This is a genomic window from Pararhodobacter sp. CCB-MM2 (genome assembly GCF_001691415.1).
In the GTDB taxonomy this organism is placed as follows: domain Bacteria; phylum Pseudomonadota; class Alphaproteobacteria; order Rhodobacterales; family Rhodobacteraceae; genus Pararhodobacter.
This window is the reverse complement of record NZ_LRRR01000038.1, coordinates 19,072-36,651: the sequence shown is the minus strand read 5'-3', so window position 1 is coordinate 36,651 and position 17,580 is coordinate 19,072. Positions and strand designations below refer to the sequence as shown.

Genomic DNA, 17,580 nt, shown 5'->3' with positions numbered 1-17,580 from the left:
GGGCGAGGGTGGGGTCAGCGCCTCGACCGCTTGTGCCAGCGCGATCAGCGAGGGATCGTCGCCGCCGCGTCCGGCGAGGGTCAGGCCCATCGGCATGCCGGTGTCGGCCATGATGCCCATCGGCACCGTCACCGTCGGGATGCCGAAATGCCGGATCGCCAGATTGCCGTTGGCCACCCATGTCCCGTTGCGCCACGCCAGATCGGCCGAGTCCGGGCTGACATCCGCATCCGCCGGCGCCACATCGGCCAGCGCCGGGAAGATCACCGCGTCGAGGCCTTCGGCCTCCATCCACAGCGCCATGTCCTGCCGCCGGGTTTCCTCCAGCCCCGCCAGCCCCTCGGCCAGATGGGGAATGGTGCGGAAATCCTCGCAGGGATGGGCGCGGGCGTGATCGGGATACTGGGCGATGTCGTCGTCGAAGCCGGTGTATCGGTCGGGCAGGGCGCCGTCCGGCTGCGGGAAGATCGTGGCACCGTCGACCTGCGCCAGCCGGTTCAGCCGCGGATCGCCGTTGGCACGCAGGAAATCGTCCCAGGCCCAGACCGAGAGGTCGACGATCTCGCGCTTCAGATAGGCGGGCGAGACCAACCCGCGCGTGGCGATGGTCGGCGCACCGGGGCGGTCGCCCTCATAGCGCGTGACGAGGGCGAAATCGTCGAGGAGCACGATCTCGGCCCCGGCCTGTTCCAGTTTCACCCGCAGCTCGGCCCAGAGGGCTAGGATCGAGGCGCGTGTGTCGATCCGCTGGCCGGTCGGGCCGCCGATCCCGCCGTCTGGATTGGTGCCGGCGCGGGGATCGGCGTTGAGATACATCGCCGGAATGCCCAGCCGCTTGCCTGCCAGCGCGCCGGTTCCGCTGAGCGCCGACCAGGACGGCGGGCGGGGCGGGGCGACGGGAACCCAAGGCTGGCGGCGCCAGAAGTCGCCATCCGTACGCGGGTCCTCGACGCCGAGGATGTCCATCACCAGCAGCAGATCCTCGACCGACCTTGTGTGTGGCACGACGACATCCATCGTCGGCACCAACGGCCAGTTTCCGCGGACCGAGATCACCCCGCGTCCCGGCGTATAGGCGCAAGACCCGTTCAGCGCGGCCGGGGCCCGGCCCGAGGACCATGTCTCCTCGCCCAGCCCGAAGGCGCCGAACCCTGCCGCTACCGCGCTGCCCGATCCGTTGGACGAGCCCGACGCGAAGGCCGAGGTCAGCCATTCCCCCGACCACGGCGATTCCGCGCGCCCGTGCAATCCGCGCTGCATCCCGCCATTGGCCATCGGCGGCATCGTCGTCAGCCCCAGCAACACGGCCCCTGCTGCGCGCAGGCGCTCGATGGCGAAGCTGTCCTCCTGCGCAATGAGGCCCGCGAAGGCGGGGGAACCCGCGTCCACCGGAAGGCCCTTGGTCTTGAAGCTGCCTTTGGCCGTATAGGGGATGCCGTCGAGCGGCCCCAGCGCCTGCCCCGCCGCACGCCGTCGGTCCGAGGCCATGGCATCCTCGAACAGCGTGGGGCTGAGAATCGGCACTGCGTTCAGCAGCGGGCCCGCGCGGTCATAGGCGGCGATGCGTTCCAGCGCTTCCATGGCGAGGGAGACGGCGGTGACCTCACCGGCCTCCAGAGCTTGGGCGAGCGCCCGCAACCCGCGGTGGGCGATCATGGGCCCGTGGCCCCGCTGCGGGGGCTCGGTTGCTGCTGGGTGATGCAATGGATGCCGCCACCGCGCGCGAACAGTTCGCGCGCGTCGACGGTGACGATTTTGCGGCCCGGATAGGCCTCGGCCAGAATGGCGGCGGCACGGGCATCGGCCTGTTCCTCGCCAAAGCCGCAGGCGATGACGCCGTCGTTGCACACGAGGTGGTTGACGTAGCTGTAATCGACAAAGCCATGCGCGTCGCGCTGAGCCTCGGGCGCGGGGAGGTCGATGACCTCCAGCCTGCGGCCGTATGCGTCGGTCTGCTGCGACAGCAGCGCGCGCAGCTCGGTCGAGAGGGCGTGGTCGGGATGGCCGGCATTGCGCTGGTCATGCAGCAGCACCATGCCCGGCTGCGGGAAGGTGGCGACGATATCGACATGGCCGCGCGTGCCGAAGGTGTCGTAATCGCGCGACAATCCCCGCGGCAGCCAGATCGTCTTCGAGATGCCGAGCGTGCGCGCCATCTCGGCCTCGACCCGGCGTTTGTCGGCCAGAGGGTTGCGGCCCGGATCCAGCTGAACCGTCTCGGTGAGCAGCAGCGTGCCCTCGCCATCGACATGCAGTCCGCCGCCTTCGTTGACCAGAAGCGAGGGGATCACCGGTGCGCCGACGAGGCCGGCGATGAAGGCGGCGAGGGCGTTGTCGCGGCCGCCTTCGGACCATTCCGCGCCGCCCCAGCCGTTGAAGATCCAGTCGACGGCGGCCAGCTGTCCGGCAGCGTCATGCGCGAAGGTCGGGCCGAAATCGCGCAGCCAGAACTCGCCCAGCGGATGGTCGATCACCTCGATGCCGGAGCCCAACATTGCATGGGCGCGCGACATTTCGCTGGGGTCGCAGATCATGCTGACCGGCGCAAAGGCGCTGACCGCATGGGCGACGGCGGCCCAAGCGGCATAGCCGGCCTCGCGCTCGGCCGAGGTCTCGCCCAGCGTCTGGCCCTCACGCGGGAAGGCCATCCACACGCGATCCTGCGGGGCGGTTTCGGGCGGCATGGTCCAGACGGTCATCGGCAACCTCATTGCGGGGCGGGGTGCCCTGTCAAAGGGTTAGCATCCCCGCCTTCGCGCCGTCCAGCACCCGCGCGCCCGGCGGGTCAGGCCGTCTTGAAGCGCGCCACGGCCTCGTCCGTGCCCTTCACCAGCAGCCCGAGGTCCGAGCCCACGGCGACCATGGTGAAGCCCGCTTCCAAATAGCGCGCGGCATCGACCGGGTTGGGTGCGAGGATGCCAGCGGCCTTGCCTGCCGCCTGAGCCGCCTTCAGCACCGACAGGATCGCGGCCTGCACGGCGGGGGCGCCGGGGTTGCCCATCTCGCCCATGTTGGTCGACAGATCACCCGGCCCGACGAAGAGGGCGTCGACGCCGTCGATGGCGGCGATCTCGGCGGCGTTCTTCACCCCGTTCTCGCATTCGATCTGCAGCGCCAGGTATTGCTGGGCGCGGGCGTTCGGGTGGTAGCCCTTGATCCGGCCGAAGGCATTGGCGCGGTGGGCGACCGAGAAGCCGCGAATGCCGGTCGGGGCGTATTGCGTGGCGGCCACGGCAGCGCGCGCCTGCGCCGCGTCGCGGATGTTCGGGATCATCAGGCTGCGCGCGCCGCCATCCATCAAGGGTTTGATGACATTGGGTTCGTCCGAGGGGACGCGCACCACGGCCTCGCAGCCATGACCCTTCACCGCCTGCAATTGCGCCACGATCAGCGGCAGGTCGTTGGGGCTGTGCTCGCCATCAATCAGCAGCCAGTCGACGCCCGAACCGGCGACGATCTCGGTCGAGAGGGGCGAGGCCAGCGAGCACCACAGGCCGATCGCGGCGCGGCCTTCCTCAAGGGTCTTCTGCTTCAGGCAATTGATCGGTTCTTGCATGTCTTCCCCCGGAAAGATGATTTGTCAGTTGTCATACATATTATGACTGTGGCAGACAAGCGCAGGATTTCGGAAAAGGAGCGATCCATGAAAATCGGATTCATCGGACTGGGCGTGATGGGCGCGCCGATGGCGGCGAACCTGCAGAAGGCCGGGCACCAGATCGTCACCACACTGAACCGCTCGCCGCTGCCTGAGGGGCTGACGGCCGAGGTTCTGGCCAATCCCGCCGCCGTCGCCGGCGCGGCCGAAGTGGTGATCCTGATGCTGCCCGACACCCCGGATGTGGAGCGCGTGATGCGCGGCGAGGCAGGCGTGCTGGCCGGGTTGAGGCCCGGGACGCTGGTCGTGGACATGAGCACCATCTCGCCTCTGGTCACCGCCGAGCTGGCGCAGGCCACGCGCGACGCGGGCGGCGCCTATATCGATGCACCGGTCTCGGGCGGGCAGATCGGGGCCGAGCAAGCCTCGCTGACAATCATGGCGGGCGGGGCGCAGGCGGATTTCGACCGCGCGCTGCCGCTGTTCCAGTTGATGGGCAAGAACATCACGCTTGTGGGCGAGGTCTGCGGCGCGGGTCAGACCTGCAAGCTGGCCAACCAGATCATTGTCGCGCTGAACATCGAGGCCGTGGCCGAGGCGCTGGTCTTTGCCAGCAAGGCCGGCTGCGACCCCGCCAAGGTGCGCGAGGCGCTGATGGGCGGCTTTGCGTCGTCACGGATCCTTGAGGTGCACGGCAAGCGCATGATCGACGGCACCTTCAACCCCGGCTTCCGCATGAAGCTGCACCAGAAGGACTTGAACCTCGCGCTGAGCAGCGCCCGGGCGATCGGGGTCTCGCTGCCGAATACGGCGACGGCGCAGGAGCTGATGAACGCCTGCGCGGCGCAGGGTGGGGCGGATCGTGACCACTCGGCGTTGGTTCAGGCGCTGGAGCTGATGGCTGCGCACAAGATCAGCGGTTGAGCTAAGGGGCGTCCCGGTCGCGGGGCGCCCTTACCATTGCTGGTCCAAAAGCCAGCGATAGAGCTCTGCCACCGGTTTCACGCGCAGGCGGGGCTTGGTGGACATGACGTAGAAACCGGGGATCGATTCCTCCGCCATGCCGTCCAGAACATCGAGGCCCAGCGGCGCGACCAACCTGCCCGCGTCGATATCTTCCTCGGCATCGATGCGCGAGATCAGGCCGACCCCCAGACCCTGCTGTGCCGCCCGTCGCATCGTTGCGGCGTCGTCGAAGGCGATATCGCGGTCCAGCTTCGGCACCTGCACGCCCAGATGGTTCAGGATATCCGGCCACAAACGACGCGAGCGCGAAGGCTGCAACAGGCCGACCTTCAGCAGGTCGGCAGGTTCGTGGATCTTCTCGGCCATGTCGGGCCGGCAGCAGATCACCTTGGGGTCGCGCATCAGCAGGCGGCTTTGCACCCCCGCGCGGTCGCCATAGCCCCATTGCACGGCGATATCGATCTCGTCGCGCTCCAGATCGACAAGGTCGATCAGCGTGGTCAGGACGATCTCGGCATCCGGCACGGCTTTGCGGAAATCGGCCAGCCGGGGCATCAGGTAACGCGTGCCGAAATAGGGGCTGACGTTGAAATTGATGCTCGGCCGGTCCTCGACGGTGGTGATCCGGCGGATGCCTTCCTCGAACTCATCGAAGCCGGCGCGGACGTGATAGGACAGCGCGATGGCCTTGTCGGTCAGCCGGATCGAGCGGCCCTCACGCTCCACCAACTTGACGTCGATGGCCTCTTCCAGCTGCCGGATCTGCTGGCCCACCGCCTGCGGTGAGACCAGCAATTCCTCGGCCGCCTTGACCAGCGAGCGATGGCGCACCACGGCGTGGAACACCTTCAGCGCATTCAGGGGGGGCAGGCGGACACGGCCGGACACGGGGCGATTCTCCGGGTAGGAATGCGAAAGTTTGCGTTTCACACTCATACCCGTATCCCCCACTCATAGCAAAGCAACAATGGTCCTATGGGCGGTCTGGTGCCAAAGCCTGACTTTATCTTTTCAATGGCCCAGAACTTGCGCAAGGAACAGCTTCGAGCGCTCATTCTTGGGCGCGCTGAAGAACTCCTCGGGCGGGGCTTCCTCGACGATCTCGCCCTTGTCCATGAAGATCACCCGGTCGGCGACCTTGCGGGCAAAGCCCATCTCATGGGTGACGCAAACCATCGTCATCCCCTCGGTCGCGAGGGACACCATGACGTCCAGCACCTCGGCGATCATCTCGGGGTCCAGCGCCGAGGTCGGCTCGTCGAACAGCAGGATATGCGGCTGCATGCACAGCGCGCGGGCGATGGCGACGCGCTGTTGCTGCCCGCCCGAAAGCTGACCGGGGAACTTATGGGCCTGATCGGGGATGCGGACCTTCTCGAGGAACCTCATCGCCGTCTTCTCGGCCTCGGCGCGCGAGATCTTGCGCACGAGGGTCGGGGCCAGCGTGCAATTCTCCAGCACGGTCATATGCGGGAACAGGTTGAAATGCTGGAAGACCATGCCGACCTCGCGGCGGATCTCGTCGATGGAGCCGACATTGTCATCCAAGAGCGTACCGAAGACGCGGATATCGCCGGCGTCGTGTTCCTCCAGCTGGTTGATGCAGCGGATCAGCGTCGACTTACCGGACCCCGAGGGGCCGCAGACCACGACCTTCTCACCCTTGCGGATGGTCAGGTTGATGCCCTGCAGCGCGTGGAAGCGGCCGTAGTATTTGTGCAGGTCCGAGATGGCGATGGCGTCGGTGTTGAGATCCATAGTTCAATCCTTGCGTTGACCGGCGCTCATGCGCGCCTCGAGCCAAGCGCCGTAGCGGGACAGCCCGAAGACGAAGGCGAAGTAGATGGCCGAGATGAAGACGTAGACTTCGATATAGGCGAAGCGCCATTCGCCCGTCCGGAAGGCGGTATTGCTGGCGGCGAGCAGCTCCATGAAGCCCACGACCACGACGAGCGAGGTCTCCATGAAGGCGATGACGAACTGGTTGATCGTCGCGGGCAGGGCCAGCCGGAAGGCCTGCGGCAGGACCACCTTGCCCATCCGCTGCCAATAGCCGAGGCCGAGGGCCTTGGCGGCTTCCTCCTGCCCGCGGGGGATGCCCTGGAACCCGCCGCGGATGATCTCGGCCTGATAGGCGGCGAAGAACAGCGCGGCGCCGAAGATCACGCGGTAGAGTTTCTCGCCGATCAGGAAGCCCGGCAGCATGAAGGGCAGGACGATGGCGCAGGTGAACAGGATCGCCAGCAGCGGCAGCGAGCGGATCGTGTCGATGATCCATCCCGAGACCCGCGCGATCACCGGCAGTTCCGAGCGCCGCATCAGGGCCAGCCCGATGGCCAAAGGCATGCCGAGGATGCCGGTCGCGACGAAGATGAACAGCGTCAGCGGCAACCCGCCCCATTGCTGTTCGTTCACCGGCACGAGGCCGAAGATCCCGCCGCGCATCAGCGTGTAGAACACCGCCGTGCCCAAAACCCAGACCAGCGCGAGGCGCGAGAAGCGCCACATCAGCGGCAGGCAGGACAGCACGATCACCAGCGCGACCACGGCGCAGGCCACGCCGGCGCGCCATTGCTCGTCCAGCGGATAGAGGCCGAACAGGATGATGCGCCAACGGTTGGCGATCACCGACCAGCAGGCCCCGGCGCGTTCAGCGCAGATGGCTTGGTTGGCGTCGGCGTCGAAAGTGGCCTGCAACACGGTCCAGTCGAGGACGATCCACGCCAGCCACGCAAGGATGGCAACCGACAGCAGTGTCACCAGACCCGTCAGCGGCGAGGCGAAATAGGCGCGGCGCAGGCGGTACAGGCGGCTGTGGCGCGGGCGGAAATCGGTAGCCAAGGTCATGCGGCCCCCCCGGTCTGGTGACCCTTCAGTGCGATGGCGCGGTTGAGGCGGTTCAGGATCGCCGCCAGCGAGAAGTTGATGAACAGGAAGCCGCCGACGAGGATCGAGATGAACTCGATGGTCTGGCCCGAGTGGTTGATCGAGCTGGCGATCACCATGAAGAAGTCCGAGAAGCCAACGGCGATGCCCAGCGTGGTTGCCTTGATCAGCCAGACGTATTGGTTGATCAGGATCGGCAGCATGGCGCGGAAGGCCAGCGGCATCTGCACCTGCGTGAAGACCTGCCAGTTCGACAGCCCGAGCGCGCGCGAGGCTTCCATCTGGCCCCGGCCCACGGCCTTGAAGCCGCCACGGACGATCTCGCCGATATAGGCGCCGCCATAGGTCATGATGGCGATGGCGAGGCAGTAGAACTCGGGCTGGATACGGAAGCCGCCGGACACGCGCAGGCCATCGACGGCCGGGAAGGTGGTCCAGGGCTGGGTGCTGTCATGGCCGGTGACCAGCGCGATCACGGCGACAAGCGCGGCGAGGCCGAAGGCCATGAGCGCCGCGCCGCGTTGACGCTGGCGCTCCATCCGGCGGAAGCGGCGGGCGGTGGCGATCCAGATGGCCAGTGCCGCGCCGATCAGCAGGGCGGCCACGGCCAGCGCGACGGCGCCGGAGGTGACGGTGAGCCCAGGGACATAGATCCCGCGCGAGCTGATGATGGCGCCGGCGAACTCGATCGCTTGGCGCGGGTTCGGCAGGGCATTGGCCAGCGCGTACCAGAAGAACAGCTGCACGATCAGCGGCAGGTTGCGGAACAGCTCGATATAGAGCGTGCCTAGAAGCCGCGCCGCCGGGTTCCGGCCTGAGCGCATCAGGCCCACGACCAGACCGATCACGCTGGCCCCGGCAAGGCCGATGGTGCCCATGAACAGCGTGTTCATCAGGCCCAGCAGCAGGAAGTACCAATAGGGGTCATCCCGCTCGGAATGCAGCAGGGTGAAGTTCATTTCCCATCCCGTCGATTTCCACAGGAAATCAAAGCCCGAGGTCAGGCCCTGCGCCGCGAGGTTCGCGCGGGCGGTCAGCACGGCCGTCAGGACGAGGCCGATCAGCGCGGCAAGGAAGGCGGCCTGCAGGACGCCGTCGCGGATCGTCTTGCTGCGCCAGAAAGAGGCTCTATCCATGGATCTCTACCGGGGGGCTGGGAAACGGGAGGGCCCGCGCCGGGGAGCACGGCGCGGGCCAGGGGAGGAGCCTTCGATCAGTCGAAGACCAGCGGGAACAGCACGCCGCCCGCATTCCACAGCGCGGTCATCTCGCGCGGCATCTGGTAGGGGCTTTCCATGCCGAGGCTGCGCTCGAAGATTTCCGAGTAATTGCCGACCTGGCTGATGACGTTATAGGCCCAGTCGTCCGACAGACCGAGGCCGGCACCCAGACCCGGGGTCGCGCCCAGGAAGCGGCCGATTTCGGCGGTCGGCGGGTTCTGGCGGATCTCGTCGACGTTCTCGGAGGTGATGCCTTCCTGTTCGGCGAACAGCAGGGCCGACAGGGTCCAGTTGGCGATGTCGATCCAGTTGTCATCCCCCTGACGGGCGATCATCACTTCCGGCTCCAGCGCGAGGACGTCGGGCAGCAGCACATGGGCCGAGGGGTCGTCCGACTGCGAGGCGGCGATGGCCAGCACCGGGCCCCATTGCGCATAGGTGTCGCAACGGCCCGAGAAATAGGCGGCTTCGACTTCCTCGTTACGCTCGATGGCGACGATTTCCATCTCGATGCCGTTGGCTTCCAGATACGAGCTCACCTGACGCTCGGTCGAGGTCGAAGCGGGCACGCAGATCGAACCGCCAGCCGCATCGGCGAGGGTTTCGAGACCCAGCTCGGCATGGCCCATCACCTTGGTCGTGCCGAGGTAGTAGGACATCGAGAATTGCAGGCCCAGTTCGGTATCGCGCGAGCGGGTGCCGCCCGAGGCCTTGATCACGATGTCGATGTCGCCCGATTGCAGGGCTGGCCAACGCTGCGCCCAGTCGATCGGCACGATGTTGGCATGCGACGGATCCCCGAAGATGGCCGAGGTCATCGCGCGGCACAGCTCGATATCGATGCCGCGCCAGACGCCGTTGTCGTCGACCTCGGCAAAGCCCAGATACGAGCCCACGTCGCCGGGGCAGTTGAGCGAGCCGCGCTCTTGCACGGTGCGCAGGGTGTCGCCCTGATCGGCTTGGGCGGCCAGCGAGGACAGCGCCAGAGCGCCGAGGCTGACGGTCGACAAAAGGATCGGTTTCATCATCTTGCTACTCCCATGTTGTGGTTTGCAGGCATGATCGGGCCGGCCCCGACCGGGCCTGCGCTTCCGGTCGGACGGGGGTCGTTTCGCGATGTCGGCAAGTCGGCCGTCCGGCGGGGAAACCGGACGGCCGGGTCGTCAGGCGTAGATGTAGCCGCCCGAGACGATGACCTGTTCGCCGGTCATGTAGGTGTTCTTCTGGCTGCCGGTCATGATCACCCACTCCGCGATCTCGCGCGGGAGGGCGCCGCGGCCCAGCGGGCTGGCCTTGGCCAGCTCATCGAGGAAGCCCGACGCGCGGGCCTTCTCGGTCGCCATGCCGGCGGGCGCGACCGAGTTCACCAAAATGCCGTCCGGGGCGACGTAGTCGGCGACCGACTTGGTCAGGCTGACGACAGCGGCCTTGGTGGCGGCGTAGTGGATGTTCTTGGGATGCGCCTTGAAGGCGTCGACAGAGGTGATGTTGACGATGCGGCCGCGCACATGGGCGACGGGGTCGAGCGTCTTCATATGGGCGATGGCCGAGACCATCATGTGATAGGTGCCCTTGATGTTGATCGCGTTCGACAGGTCCCATTCCTCGTCCGTCACGCCCAGGGTCGGGCGGCGGGGATAAACGGCGGCGCAGTTGATCATCGTGTCGACGCGACTGAGGGCCTCGACCATCGCGTCGAAGGCGGTCTGGCAGGCATCGGCGGTGCGGATGTCGGCCTTGGCGACGGCCGTCTTCGCGCCTTTGGCGGCCAGCGCGGCGGCCACGCCCTCGGCGGCGGCCTGGTCGATGTCGATGATGCCGATGCCCTTGGCGCCGGCCTCGACCGCCATCTCGGCGATCAGGGCGCCAAAGCCCATCCCGCCGCCGACGATCACAACGTTCAGGTCCTTCATGGTCTTCCTCATTTCAGCTTGATGGGGGGCACGGGGCGCGTCGGCATCAGGTCGACGCGGGTGACATCCGCGCGGGCAGGCAGTTTCAGCAAGGCCAGCACGACATCGGCGATGTCCTGCGGCTGAAGCGAATTTCCGTCGCCATACATGGCGTCGCGTTCCTCGGCACCGAGGACGCCGGCATAGAGCCCGGTTTCCACCCGGCCCGGCACCAGCTCCGTCACGCGAATGCCATTCGGCGACAATTCCGCCCGCAGCGCGGTGGCGAAGGCGGCGATCCCGGCCTTGGAGGCGGCATAGGCGGCAAAGCCCGCGCCCGGCGCATGCGCGGCGGAGGAGCCGGTGAAGATCACATGGCCGGCGCCGCGCGCCTTCATGCCGGGCACCAGGAGGCGGGTCAGGAACAGCACATTGGTCAGATTGACGTCGAAGGTGCGGTCGATCTCGTCCTGCGCCATCGTGTCGAAGCGGCCGGGCGTCGGCATCATGCCGGCGTTGTTGATCAGCACGTCGATCCGATGGCCGGACAAGGCGCGGGTGACGGCATCACGGTCGGAGAGGTCCAGAGCCAGCGTCTCGATCTCCGGGGCCTCGGCGGCGAGGCTGGCGAGGGCCTCGGTCTTGCGGCCCGTGGCGATCACCGCATAGCCGGCGGCCTGCAAGGTGATGGCCATCGCGCGGCCGATGCCGCTGGTTGCGCCTGTGACGAGGATCGTGTGCATGGGCCACCCGTTGTTACCTTGTCACGAGGATGTCGTTTGAGGGCCGGTTGCAAAAGGAAGAAATGAGCCGGATTACAAAGGCTGGCTTTCGCTTTTTCAGCGGGACCGTTGGCGAGAATGTCGTCAGGCCCCTGCGTGCGACGCGCAGGGGCACAGGCTGCCGAAAAACCCGGCAGGTAAGGAAAAGCTGCGATTGATCGACGAAAAACGACATTCCGGCCTGGTGCGGCGGATGTATCAGGCCTGAGCGGCGCGGGCCCTCTCGTCACGACCCTTGGCCTGCGACAGCGCGCGCAGCCGACCCAGAGAGTTGTTCAGATGCACCCGCATCGCCTCGCGCGCGCCCTTTTCGTCGCGGGCCTCGATGGCGCTGACGATGGCCTCGTGTTCGGTATGGATGCGGGCGAAATAGCTGGCACGCACGGTCGGATCGACGACATAGCCCAGCTGCAAATGCGGCACCAGAATGCCGCGCAGATAGGACAGGAAGTCGATGATCTGCGGGTTATGCGTGGCGCGCGCGATGGCGAGGTGCAGGTCGTAGTCGTAATGCACCGGCGGCTCGGTCGGATGCGATTGCGGGCTGTCCACGCGCTCCATCTCGGTGCGGATCGTGGTTGCCTCGGCCTCGGTCCGGCGCTGTGCGGCGAGGCCGGCGGCCTCGACCTCGACGGCGAGGCGCAACTCCAGCAGGGCCAGCGTTTGCGGCAGCGATTCCAGATCCTTGTCGGGGATCGTGAAGCTGAGCATGGGCGCCTCGCTGACGAAGACGCCCTTGCCCTGACGCGGGATCACCAGACCCTCGGAGCGCAGCCGTGCCAGCGCCTCGCGCACGACGGTGCGGCTGACCGAATGGGCCTCGCACAATTCGGTTTCGGTGGGCAATTGCTCGCCGGGTCCCAGCGCGCCCGAGCGGATCTGCTCGAGCAGGCTTTCGAAGACGATGGTCGACAGGGATTTGCGCTTCATCGGGACCCGCTTTGCAATTCGCCCGTCTTAACAGACGGCTGCGGTGACGATCAACTCCACCAGCATGCCGGCCTTGGCCATCCGGCCCTCGCCACTGGAGCGGGCGGGCGCATGATCCATCGGCATCCAGGCGTCCCAGACCTTGTTGGCCGCATCGAAGTCGCGGATGTCATCGAGCCACATCTGCACATGCAGGATATGCCGGCGATCCGAGCCCGAGAGGGTCAGGAGATGGTCGATCTTGTCGAGAACCTCCTGCATCTGCGCCTCGGCCGAGGTGCCAGGCGTGCCGACCTGACCGGTCAGGTAGACGGTGCCGTTGTGCACGGTGGCGTGGTGGATGCGGGTGTCGAATTCGAGGCGTTGGATCGCAGTCATGGGTCAGGCTTTCACAGGATTGCCGCGCTGGTAGTGCGCGTAGGGCGCCTGCACGAGCCAACCGGCATCGACAGGCAGGGTGACGCCGGTAATCGCGGCGGCACGGTCGGAACAGAGGAACAGCGCGGCCTCGGCCACATCCTCGGGCTGGACGAATTTCTTCAGGGCCGAGGTGTCGATGATGGCGTCCGGATTGCGCTCGCCGGCGGCGATCTTGGCCTTCAGCCCGTCGGACAGGGTATAGCCCGGCGCGACGGCGTTGACGCGGATGCCTTTGGGGCCCAGTTCGCAGGCCAGCATCTGGGTCAGGGCCAGAACGCCATGTTTGCCAACGGTATAGGCGGGCAGGGACAGGGGCGCGAAGGAGGCGAGCGAGCCGAGGTTCAGGATCACCCCACGCCCGGCCTTCTCCATCTGCCGTCCGAAAACCTGCGCGCCGACCAGCGTGCCGCGATAGTTCACGCGCCACATCCGTTCGTCCTCGTCGAGGTCCTGATCCAGCACGCGCTTGCCGCTTTGCAGGATGCCCGCGCAGTTCACGAGGATATCGGGCGTGCCATGCAGGTCCTGCACCGCTTGGCCCAAGGCCTCAACGGAAGCCGGGTCGCCGACGTCGACCGAGAAGAAGGCGGCGTCCGGCGCGCCGACCTTCAGGCATTCGGCGGCAACGGCGTCGCCGCGGGCCGTGTCCCGTCCGGCGACGAGCACGCGGTGCCCCTCGGCGGCGAAGCGCAGGGCGATGGCGCGGCCGATGCCCGAGGTCGCGCCGATGACAAGGGAGAGCGTGTCAGACATGAGAACCCTTCCGCTCGGCATCGAGGAAATCGGCCATCGCCTGCATCTGGCAATCCATCATCTGACGGCCACCCTCGGCAATGCAGCCGCGCGCGGCGGCTTCGGCCAGCAGACGGGTCTCGGCGGGTTCCATGATGATGTCGAACACCACGGTGCCGGGCTGCAGGTGCTCCACGTTCAGCGGCAGCGGGTCTTCGGCCTTCATGCCGACCGGGGTGGCGTTGACGACGATCTCCATCCCCGCCGGGTCAGCCGCGCCGGCCGTCACGTCGCAGCCGGGGAAGGCCGCACGAACCGAGGCCGCTAGGGCTTCGGCGCGTTTGGGGTCGATATCGGCGATGGTCAGCGCCGCGACGCCCTCTTCGGCGAGGCAATGCGCGATCGAGGCCCCGGCACCACCCGCGCCGATCTGCAGCGCGCGTTTGCCCGCCATGGCGTGGCCCTTGTTCTTCATCGCCAGTACGAAGCCGTAGCCGTCGAAATTATCCGCTTCCCATTCGCCCGAGGGCAGGCGGCGCAGGATATTCGCAGCGCCGACGCGGGCGGCGCGGGGATGGGCGGTCGCGGCCTTGGCCAGCATCGGCACCTTGTAGGGGATCGAGACGATCACGCCGCGCAGGTTCGACATCGCGTCCATACCGGCCCAGAATTCGTCCAGCCGCGCCGGGTCGCAGGTGACCGGCACCATCAGACTGTCAAGGTCGAGCTTCTCGAACAACTCGTTGAACATGCCGGGGCTTTTCGCATGCCCCACGGGGTGCGCCAGCATGGCATAGACATGCGCTTTTCCAGTTCCACGCATCGGATCGTCCTTTCGACAGAATCAGGCTTGCAATGTTCAAGTTATCAGTCATCATACAAATGACAACCAAATTGAGCACGCCATGCCGATTCCCATTTACGCCCCGCCCAAAGCCCGCCACTACGACGTCGTCATCGTGGGGGGCGCCGCTGTCGGCTCGTCCGTTGCCTATTGGCTGGGGCTGGAAGCGCAGGGGCGGCTGTCGGTTCTGGTCGTCGAACGGGATTCGACCTACGAATTCTCGTCGACGGCGCTGTCGACCAGCGCGATCCGGCAGCAATATTCCAACCCGATCAACGTAAAGATCAGCCAATTCGGGATCGAGGTCATCCGCGGGTTCAAGGAACGCATGGCGCCCTATTTCCCCGGAGAGGCCGCGCCGGATCTGGGGTTCAAGGAACATGGCTACCTCTATTGCACCTCGCCCGAGGGCGTTGATGCCGCGCGAGAGCGGGTCGAGATGCAGCAAAGCCATGGCGCACATACGGTCTGGCTGGAACCCGACGCGCTGCTGAAGCAATTTCCGTGGCTCAATGTCGAGGATCTGGGCGGTGGCTCATGGGGTTCGCAGGCCGAGGGTTGGTTCGATTCGATGGGCCTGCTGATGGGCTTCCGCCGCGGCGCACGGGCGATGGGTGTCGAGTATATCGACAACCGAGTGACGGCGCTGGACGTGGCGGGCGGGAAGGTCACGTCGGTGACGCTGGAGACCGGCGAGGTGGTGTCTTGCGGCACCTTGGTCAATGCCGCCGGCCCCCGCGCGCAGCAGGTGGCGGCGATGGCTGGCCTGTCGATCCCCGTCGCGCCGTTCAAACGCTATAGCTTCGTCTTCTCCAGCGCGACGCCGATCCCGGGCCGGATGCCGAACGTCATCGACCTGTCCGGCACCTTCGTGCGCCCCGAAGGCCCGTTGTTCCTGACCGGCAACACGCCGGGCGACGATGGCCCGGCCGATTACGACGACTTCGGCCCGCGGCATGAGGAATTCGAGGACGCGATCTGGCCCGCGCTCTATCACCGCATCCCGTGTTTCGACGCGCTGAAGGTGCAAAGCGCCTGGACCGGGCATTACGAGATGAACACGCTCGATCACAACGGCATCGTCGGCTTCCACCCCGAGGTCACGAACTTCATGTTCGCCAACGGCTTTTCCGGCCACGGGCTGCAACAATCGCCCGCGACCGGAAGGGGAGTGATGGAATTGATCGTCCACGGCGGCTTCCGGACGCTGGACCTGACACCCTTCGCCTATGAACGGGTGCCGGCCAACCGGCCGTTTCTGGAGGAGGCGGTGATCTGAAGGCGCTCAGATCACCGCTTTCTCGAGGAACGGACGCCCCGCGACGATCCGCTCGTATCCGACCTCGGACAGGTCGAGCGAGCGGAAGCTGCCGTAGGTGATCAACTCGGCCACACCGCGACCGGCAGCGGGGCCCTGCTGCAAGCCGTGGCCCGAGAAGCCGTTGGCATAGACGAAATTCGTCACCTCGGGGTGGCGTCCGACGATCAGGTTATGGTCGAGCACGTTGAAATCGTAATGCCCGGCCCATTGGTTCACCACCTTGATCGCCTCGAACTGCGGCGAGCGTTCGGCGAGGGCGGGCCAGATGATGTCTTCAAACTCTTCCCAACGGGGTTCAAAGTCGTCCCAATCGGCGGCGGGGTCTTCGACGGGCGGGCAGCCGGAGAGGAAGTACCGACCTTCCGGGCGGCAGAAGGTGCCCGAGGGGTCGATCATCAAAGGCAGACGGCCCTGGTTCACGCGTGCCGAGCCCTCGGGCGTGTTCGCGCAGTCGAAGACGAAGAGCGTGCGTTTGCGCGGCTCGACCGGCACGTCCAACCCTGCCATCCGTGCCGTCAGCGCAGCGCGTGGGCCCGAGGCATTCACCAAAGTCCCCGCCGCGATCACCGCGCCGGATTTCAGCGTGACTGAGGTGACGCGCGCGCCCTCGCGGCCGATCGCCACGACCTCGTCGGTGACATAGGTGACGCCGAGTTCGCGCGCCTTGGCCTTGAAGCCGTTCATCAGCCCGGTGTTCGAGAACCAGCCCTCGCCCGATCGACCGTAGCTGGCGAGCCGGATGTCATCCACGTTCAGATGCGGGAAGGCGCGGGCGAGGTCTTCCTGCCCCCAGAGCACCACATCCGCCCCGCAGGCGCGCTGAACCTCGTGGTTCTCGCGCAGGGTCTGCTCCTGCTCGGCAGTGTTCGCGAGGAACAGATACCCGCCCTCGTGGAAGTTCAGATCCGGGGCGGGTTCGCCGGCGACCTGCATGGTCTTGGCGAAATCGCGGATGAAGGCGCTGCCGAACTGGCTGATCTTCACGTTGATCGGGTTCGAGAATTGCACCCGGATCGACGAAGACGACAGCGAGGTCGCGGCGAAGCGGTAGGTCGGATCGCGCTCGACCACCAGAACCGAGCCGGTGAAATCCGGGTTCGCGGCAAGGAAACAGGCGACGGCGGAGCCGATGACGGCCCCGCCCACGATCACTACATCATAGGAGGTGTTCACTTCGTTCCCTCATCATCGGGATGGCCCAGATCGACGAACCAGCCGCCCAACCGCTTGACGGCCGGCGCCTTGGGGGCGGGCGTGGGGGTGCGGGCTTCGACGGCGGCACGGAAGCCTTCGGTATTGTCCTGCGGGTGATAGCCCAGATGCGCGGCCAGCCGGTTGTCGACGGGTTTGACCGTGTTGTCCGAGATGCCGAAGGACACGGTGAACTCCACCACCGGCGCGGTCAGCGCGGCCACCGTCAGGCGGTTGCAATCCTCGAACGACAGCCAGGACCAGAGCATCCGGCGATCGGCGGGTTCCGGGAAGGACGAGAAGATCCGCAGCGCCACGGATTCGATGCCGAACTTGTCCCAATAGAGCCGGCCCAGATCCTCGACGAAGCATTTCGACAGGCCGTACAGCCCATCGGGACGATGCGGCGCGGCGGTGTCGATCTGCGCGGTCAGCTCGTGATAGCCGATGGCATGCACGGACGAGGCATAGACCACCCGTTTCACGCCGTGTTTCCGCGCGGCCTCGTAGATATGATAGCTGCCGCGGATGTTGCTATCGAGGATCTCTTGCCACGGACGCTCATTCGGCGCGCCGCCGAAATGGACGATCGCATCGACGCCTTCGACGGCCTTCATCACCGCCTCGGCATCCGAAAGATCGAAGACCACCGATTCCTCGTTCTCGGCCAGATCGGCGATGCCGTTGCGCGAGGCGAGGCGCAGCTTGCGCGCCAGAGGCTTTAGCCCCCGGCGCAGTTCGGTGCCCAACCGCCCGGCGGCGCCGGTGATCAGGATCGTGTCGTAACGCGGGCTCATG

18 protein-coding genes are annotated in these 17,580 nt (G+C 66.5%); 2 read left to right on the top strand and 16 right to left on the bottom strand.

Features of this window, described 5'->3' with window-relative positions; all coding sequences use genetic code 11:
• From BCY78_RS22045 to BCY78_RS22035, 3 genes are all read right to left on the bottom strand, one after another.
• Positions 1-1,656, bottom strand: a 1,656-nt coding sequence (locus BCY78_RS22045; protein WP_068306161.1) for an amidase, incomplete at its 3' end; no start/stop codon positions are given.
• The gene (locus BCY78_RS22040; protein WP_068306159.1) at positions 1,653-2,699 is read right to left on the bottom strand and encodes an agmatine/peptidylarginine deiminase; all 1,047 of its coding nucleotides are present in this window, start codon (positions 2,697-2,699) and stop codon (positions 1,653-1,655) included. The genes BCY78_RS22045 and BCY78_RS22040, both read right to left, overlap by 4 nt.
• An 86-nt stretch (positions 2,700-2,785) precedes the next feature.
• Positions 2,786-3,556, bottom strand: coding sequence for an HpcH/HpaI aldolase/citrate lyase family protein (locus BCY78_RS22035; RefSeq protein WP_068306157.1), 771 nt, complete (start codon positions 3,554-3,556; stop codon positions 2,786-2,788).
• Positions 3,557-3,643: 87 nt separating this feature from the next.
• Between BCY78_RS22035 and BCY78_RS22030 the strand changes: the two genes are divergently transcribed.
• A complete protein-coding gene (locus tag BCY78_RS22030; RefSeq protein ID WP_068306155.1) occupies positions 3,644-4,522 on the top strand; it encodes a 2-hydroxy-3-oxopropionate reductase in 879 nt (292 codons plus the stop codon).
• A gap of 30 nt (positions 4,523-4,552) precedes the next feature.
• On the opposite strand, the gene BCY78_RS22025 is transcribed toward BCY78_RS22030, so the two are convergent.
• The 11 genes from BCY78_RS22025 to BCY78_RS21975 form a co-directional block, all read right to left on the bottom strand.
• Positions 4,553-5,494: a LysR substrate-binding domain-containing protein gene (locus BCY78_RS22025; protein WP_233499471.1), complete on the bottom strand. Its 942-nt coding sequence runs from the start codon at positions 5,492-5,494 to the stop codon at positions 4,553-4,555.
• Positions 5,495-5,575: 81 nt separating this feature from the next.
• Positions 5,576-6,322 carry an amino acid ABC transporter ATP-binding protein gene (locus tag BCY78_RS22020; protein ID WP_068306154.1) on the bottom strand — a complete coding sequence of 249 codons (747 nt, stop codon included), beginning with the start codon at positions 6,320-6,322 and terminating at the stop codon, positions 5,576-5,578.
• 3 nt (positions 6,323-6,325) lie between these two features.
• The gene (locus BCY78_RS22015; protein ID WP_068306153.1) at positions 6,326-7,411 is read right to left on the bottom strand and encodes an amino acid ABC transporter permease; all 1,086 of its coding nucleotides are present in this window, start codon (positions 7,409-7,411) and stop codon (positions 6,326-6,328) included.
• A complete protein-coding gene (locus BCY78_RS22010) occupies positions 7,408-8,586 on the bottom strand; it encodes an ABC transporter permease subunit (RefSeq protein WP_068306151.1) in 1,179 nt (392 codons plus the stop codon). Before BCY78_RS22010 ends, BCY78_RS22015 begins: the two co-directional genes overlap by 4 nt.
• 77 nt (positions 8,587-8,663) lie before the next feature.
• Positions 8,664-9,698: an amino acid ABC transporter substrate-binding protein gene (locus tag BCY78_RS22005; protein WP_199523189.1), complete on the bottom strand. Its 1,035-nt coding sequence runs from the start codon at positions 9,696-9,698 to the stop codon at positions 8,664-8,666.
• A 135-nt stretch (positions 9,699-9,833) separates the two neighbouring features.
• Positions 9,834-10,583, bottom strand: coding sequence for an SDR family NAD(P)-dependent oxidoreductase (locus BCY78_RS22000; RefSeq protein ID WP_068306149.1), 750 nt, complete (start codon positions 10,581-10,583; stop codon positions 9,834-9,836).
• An 8-nt stretch (positions 10,584-10,591) separates the two neighbouring features.
• Positions 10,592-11,305 (bottom strand): SDR family oxidoreductase, encoded by a 714-nt coding sequence (locus tag BCY78_RS21995; RefSeq protein ID WP_068306147.1) that lies wholly within the window; start codon positions 11,303-11,305, stop codon positions 10,592-10,594.
• A gap of 237 nt (positions 11,306-11,542) precedes the next feature.
• Positions 11,543-12,274, bottom strand: coding sequence for a FadR/GntR family transcriptional regulator (locus BCY78_RS21990; RefSeq protein WP_068306145.1), 732 nt, complete (start codon positions 12,272-12,274; stop codon positions 11,543-11,545).
• A 27-nt stretch (positions 12,275-12,301) separates the two neighbouring features.
• A complete protein-coding gene (locus BCY78_RS21985) occupies positions 12,302-12,652 on the bottom strand; it encodes a RidA family protein (protein WP_068306144.1) in 351 nt (116 codons plus the stop codon).
• Positions 12,653-12,655: 3 nt separating this feature from the next.
• A complete protein-coding gene (locus BCY78_RS21980) occupies positions 12,656-13,447 on the bottom strand; it encodes an SDR family NAD(P)-dependent oxidoreductase (RefSeq protein ID WP_068306142.1) in 792 nt (263 codons plus the stop codon).
• A complete protein-coding gene (locus BCY78_RS21975; protein ID WP_068306139.1) occupies positions 13,440-14,249 on the bottom strand; it encodes a shikimate dehydrogenase in 810 nt (269 codons plus the stop codon). The genes BCY78_RS21980 and BCY78_RS21975 overlap by 8 nt, the downstream gene beginning before the upstream one ends.
• A gap of 82 nt (positions 14,250-14,331) precedes the next feature.
• On the opposite strand from BCY78_RS21975, the gene BCY78_RS21970 reads away from it, so the two are divergent.
• On the top strand, positions 14,332-15,549 hold the full coding sequence (locus tag BCY78_RS21970; RefSeq protein ID WP_068306137.1) for an FAD-binding oxidoreductase: 1,218 nt from the start codon (positions 14,332-14,334) through the stop codon (positions 15,547-15,549).
• 6 nt (positions 15,550-15,555) lie between these two features.
• Here the strand turns inward: BCY78_RS21970 and BCY78_RS21965 are convergent, their stop codons facing one another.
• Positions 15,556-16,764, bottom strand: a complete 1,209-nt coding sequence (locus tag BCY78_RS21965) for an FAD-binding oxidoreductase (RefSeq protein ID WP_068306134.1) — start codon at positions 16,762-16,764, stop codon at positions 15,556-15,558.
• Entirely contained in the window at positions 16,761-17,579 is an 819-nt protein-coding gene (locus BCY78_RS21960; RefSeq protein WP_068306131.1) for an NAD(P)-dependent oxidoreductase, read from the bottom strand. The genes BCY78_RS21965 and BCY78_RS21960 overlap by 4 nt, the downstream gene beginning before the upstream one ends.
• Position 17,580: the final 1 nt, after the last annotated feature.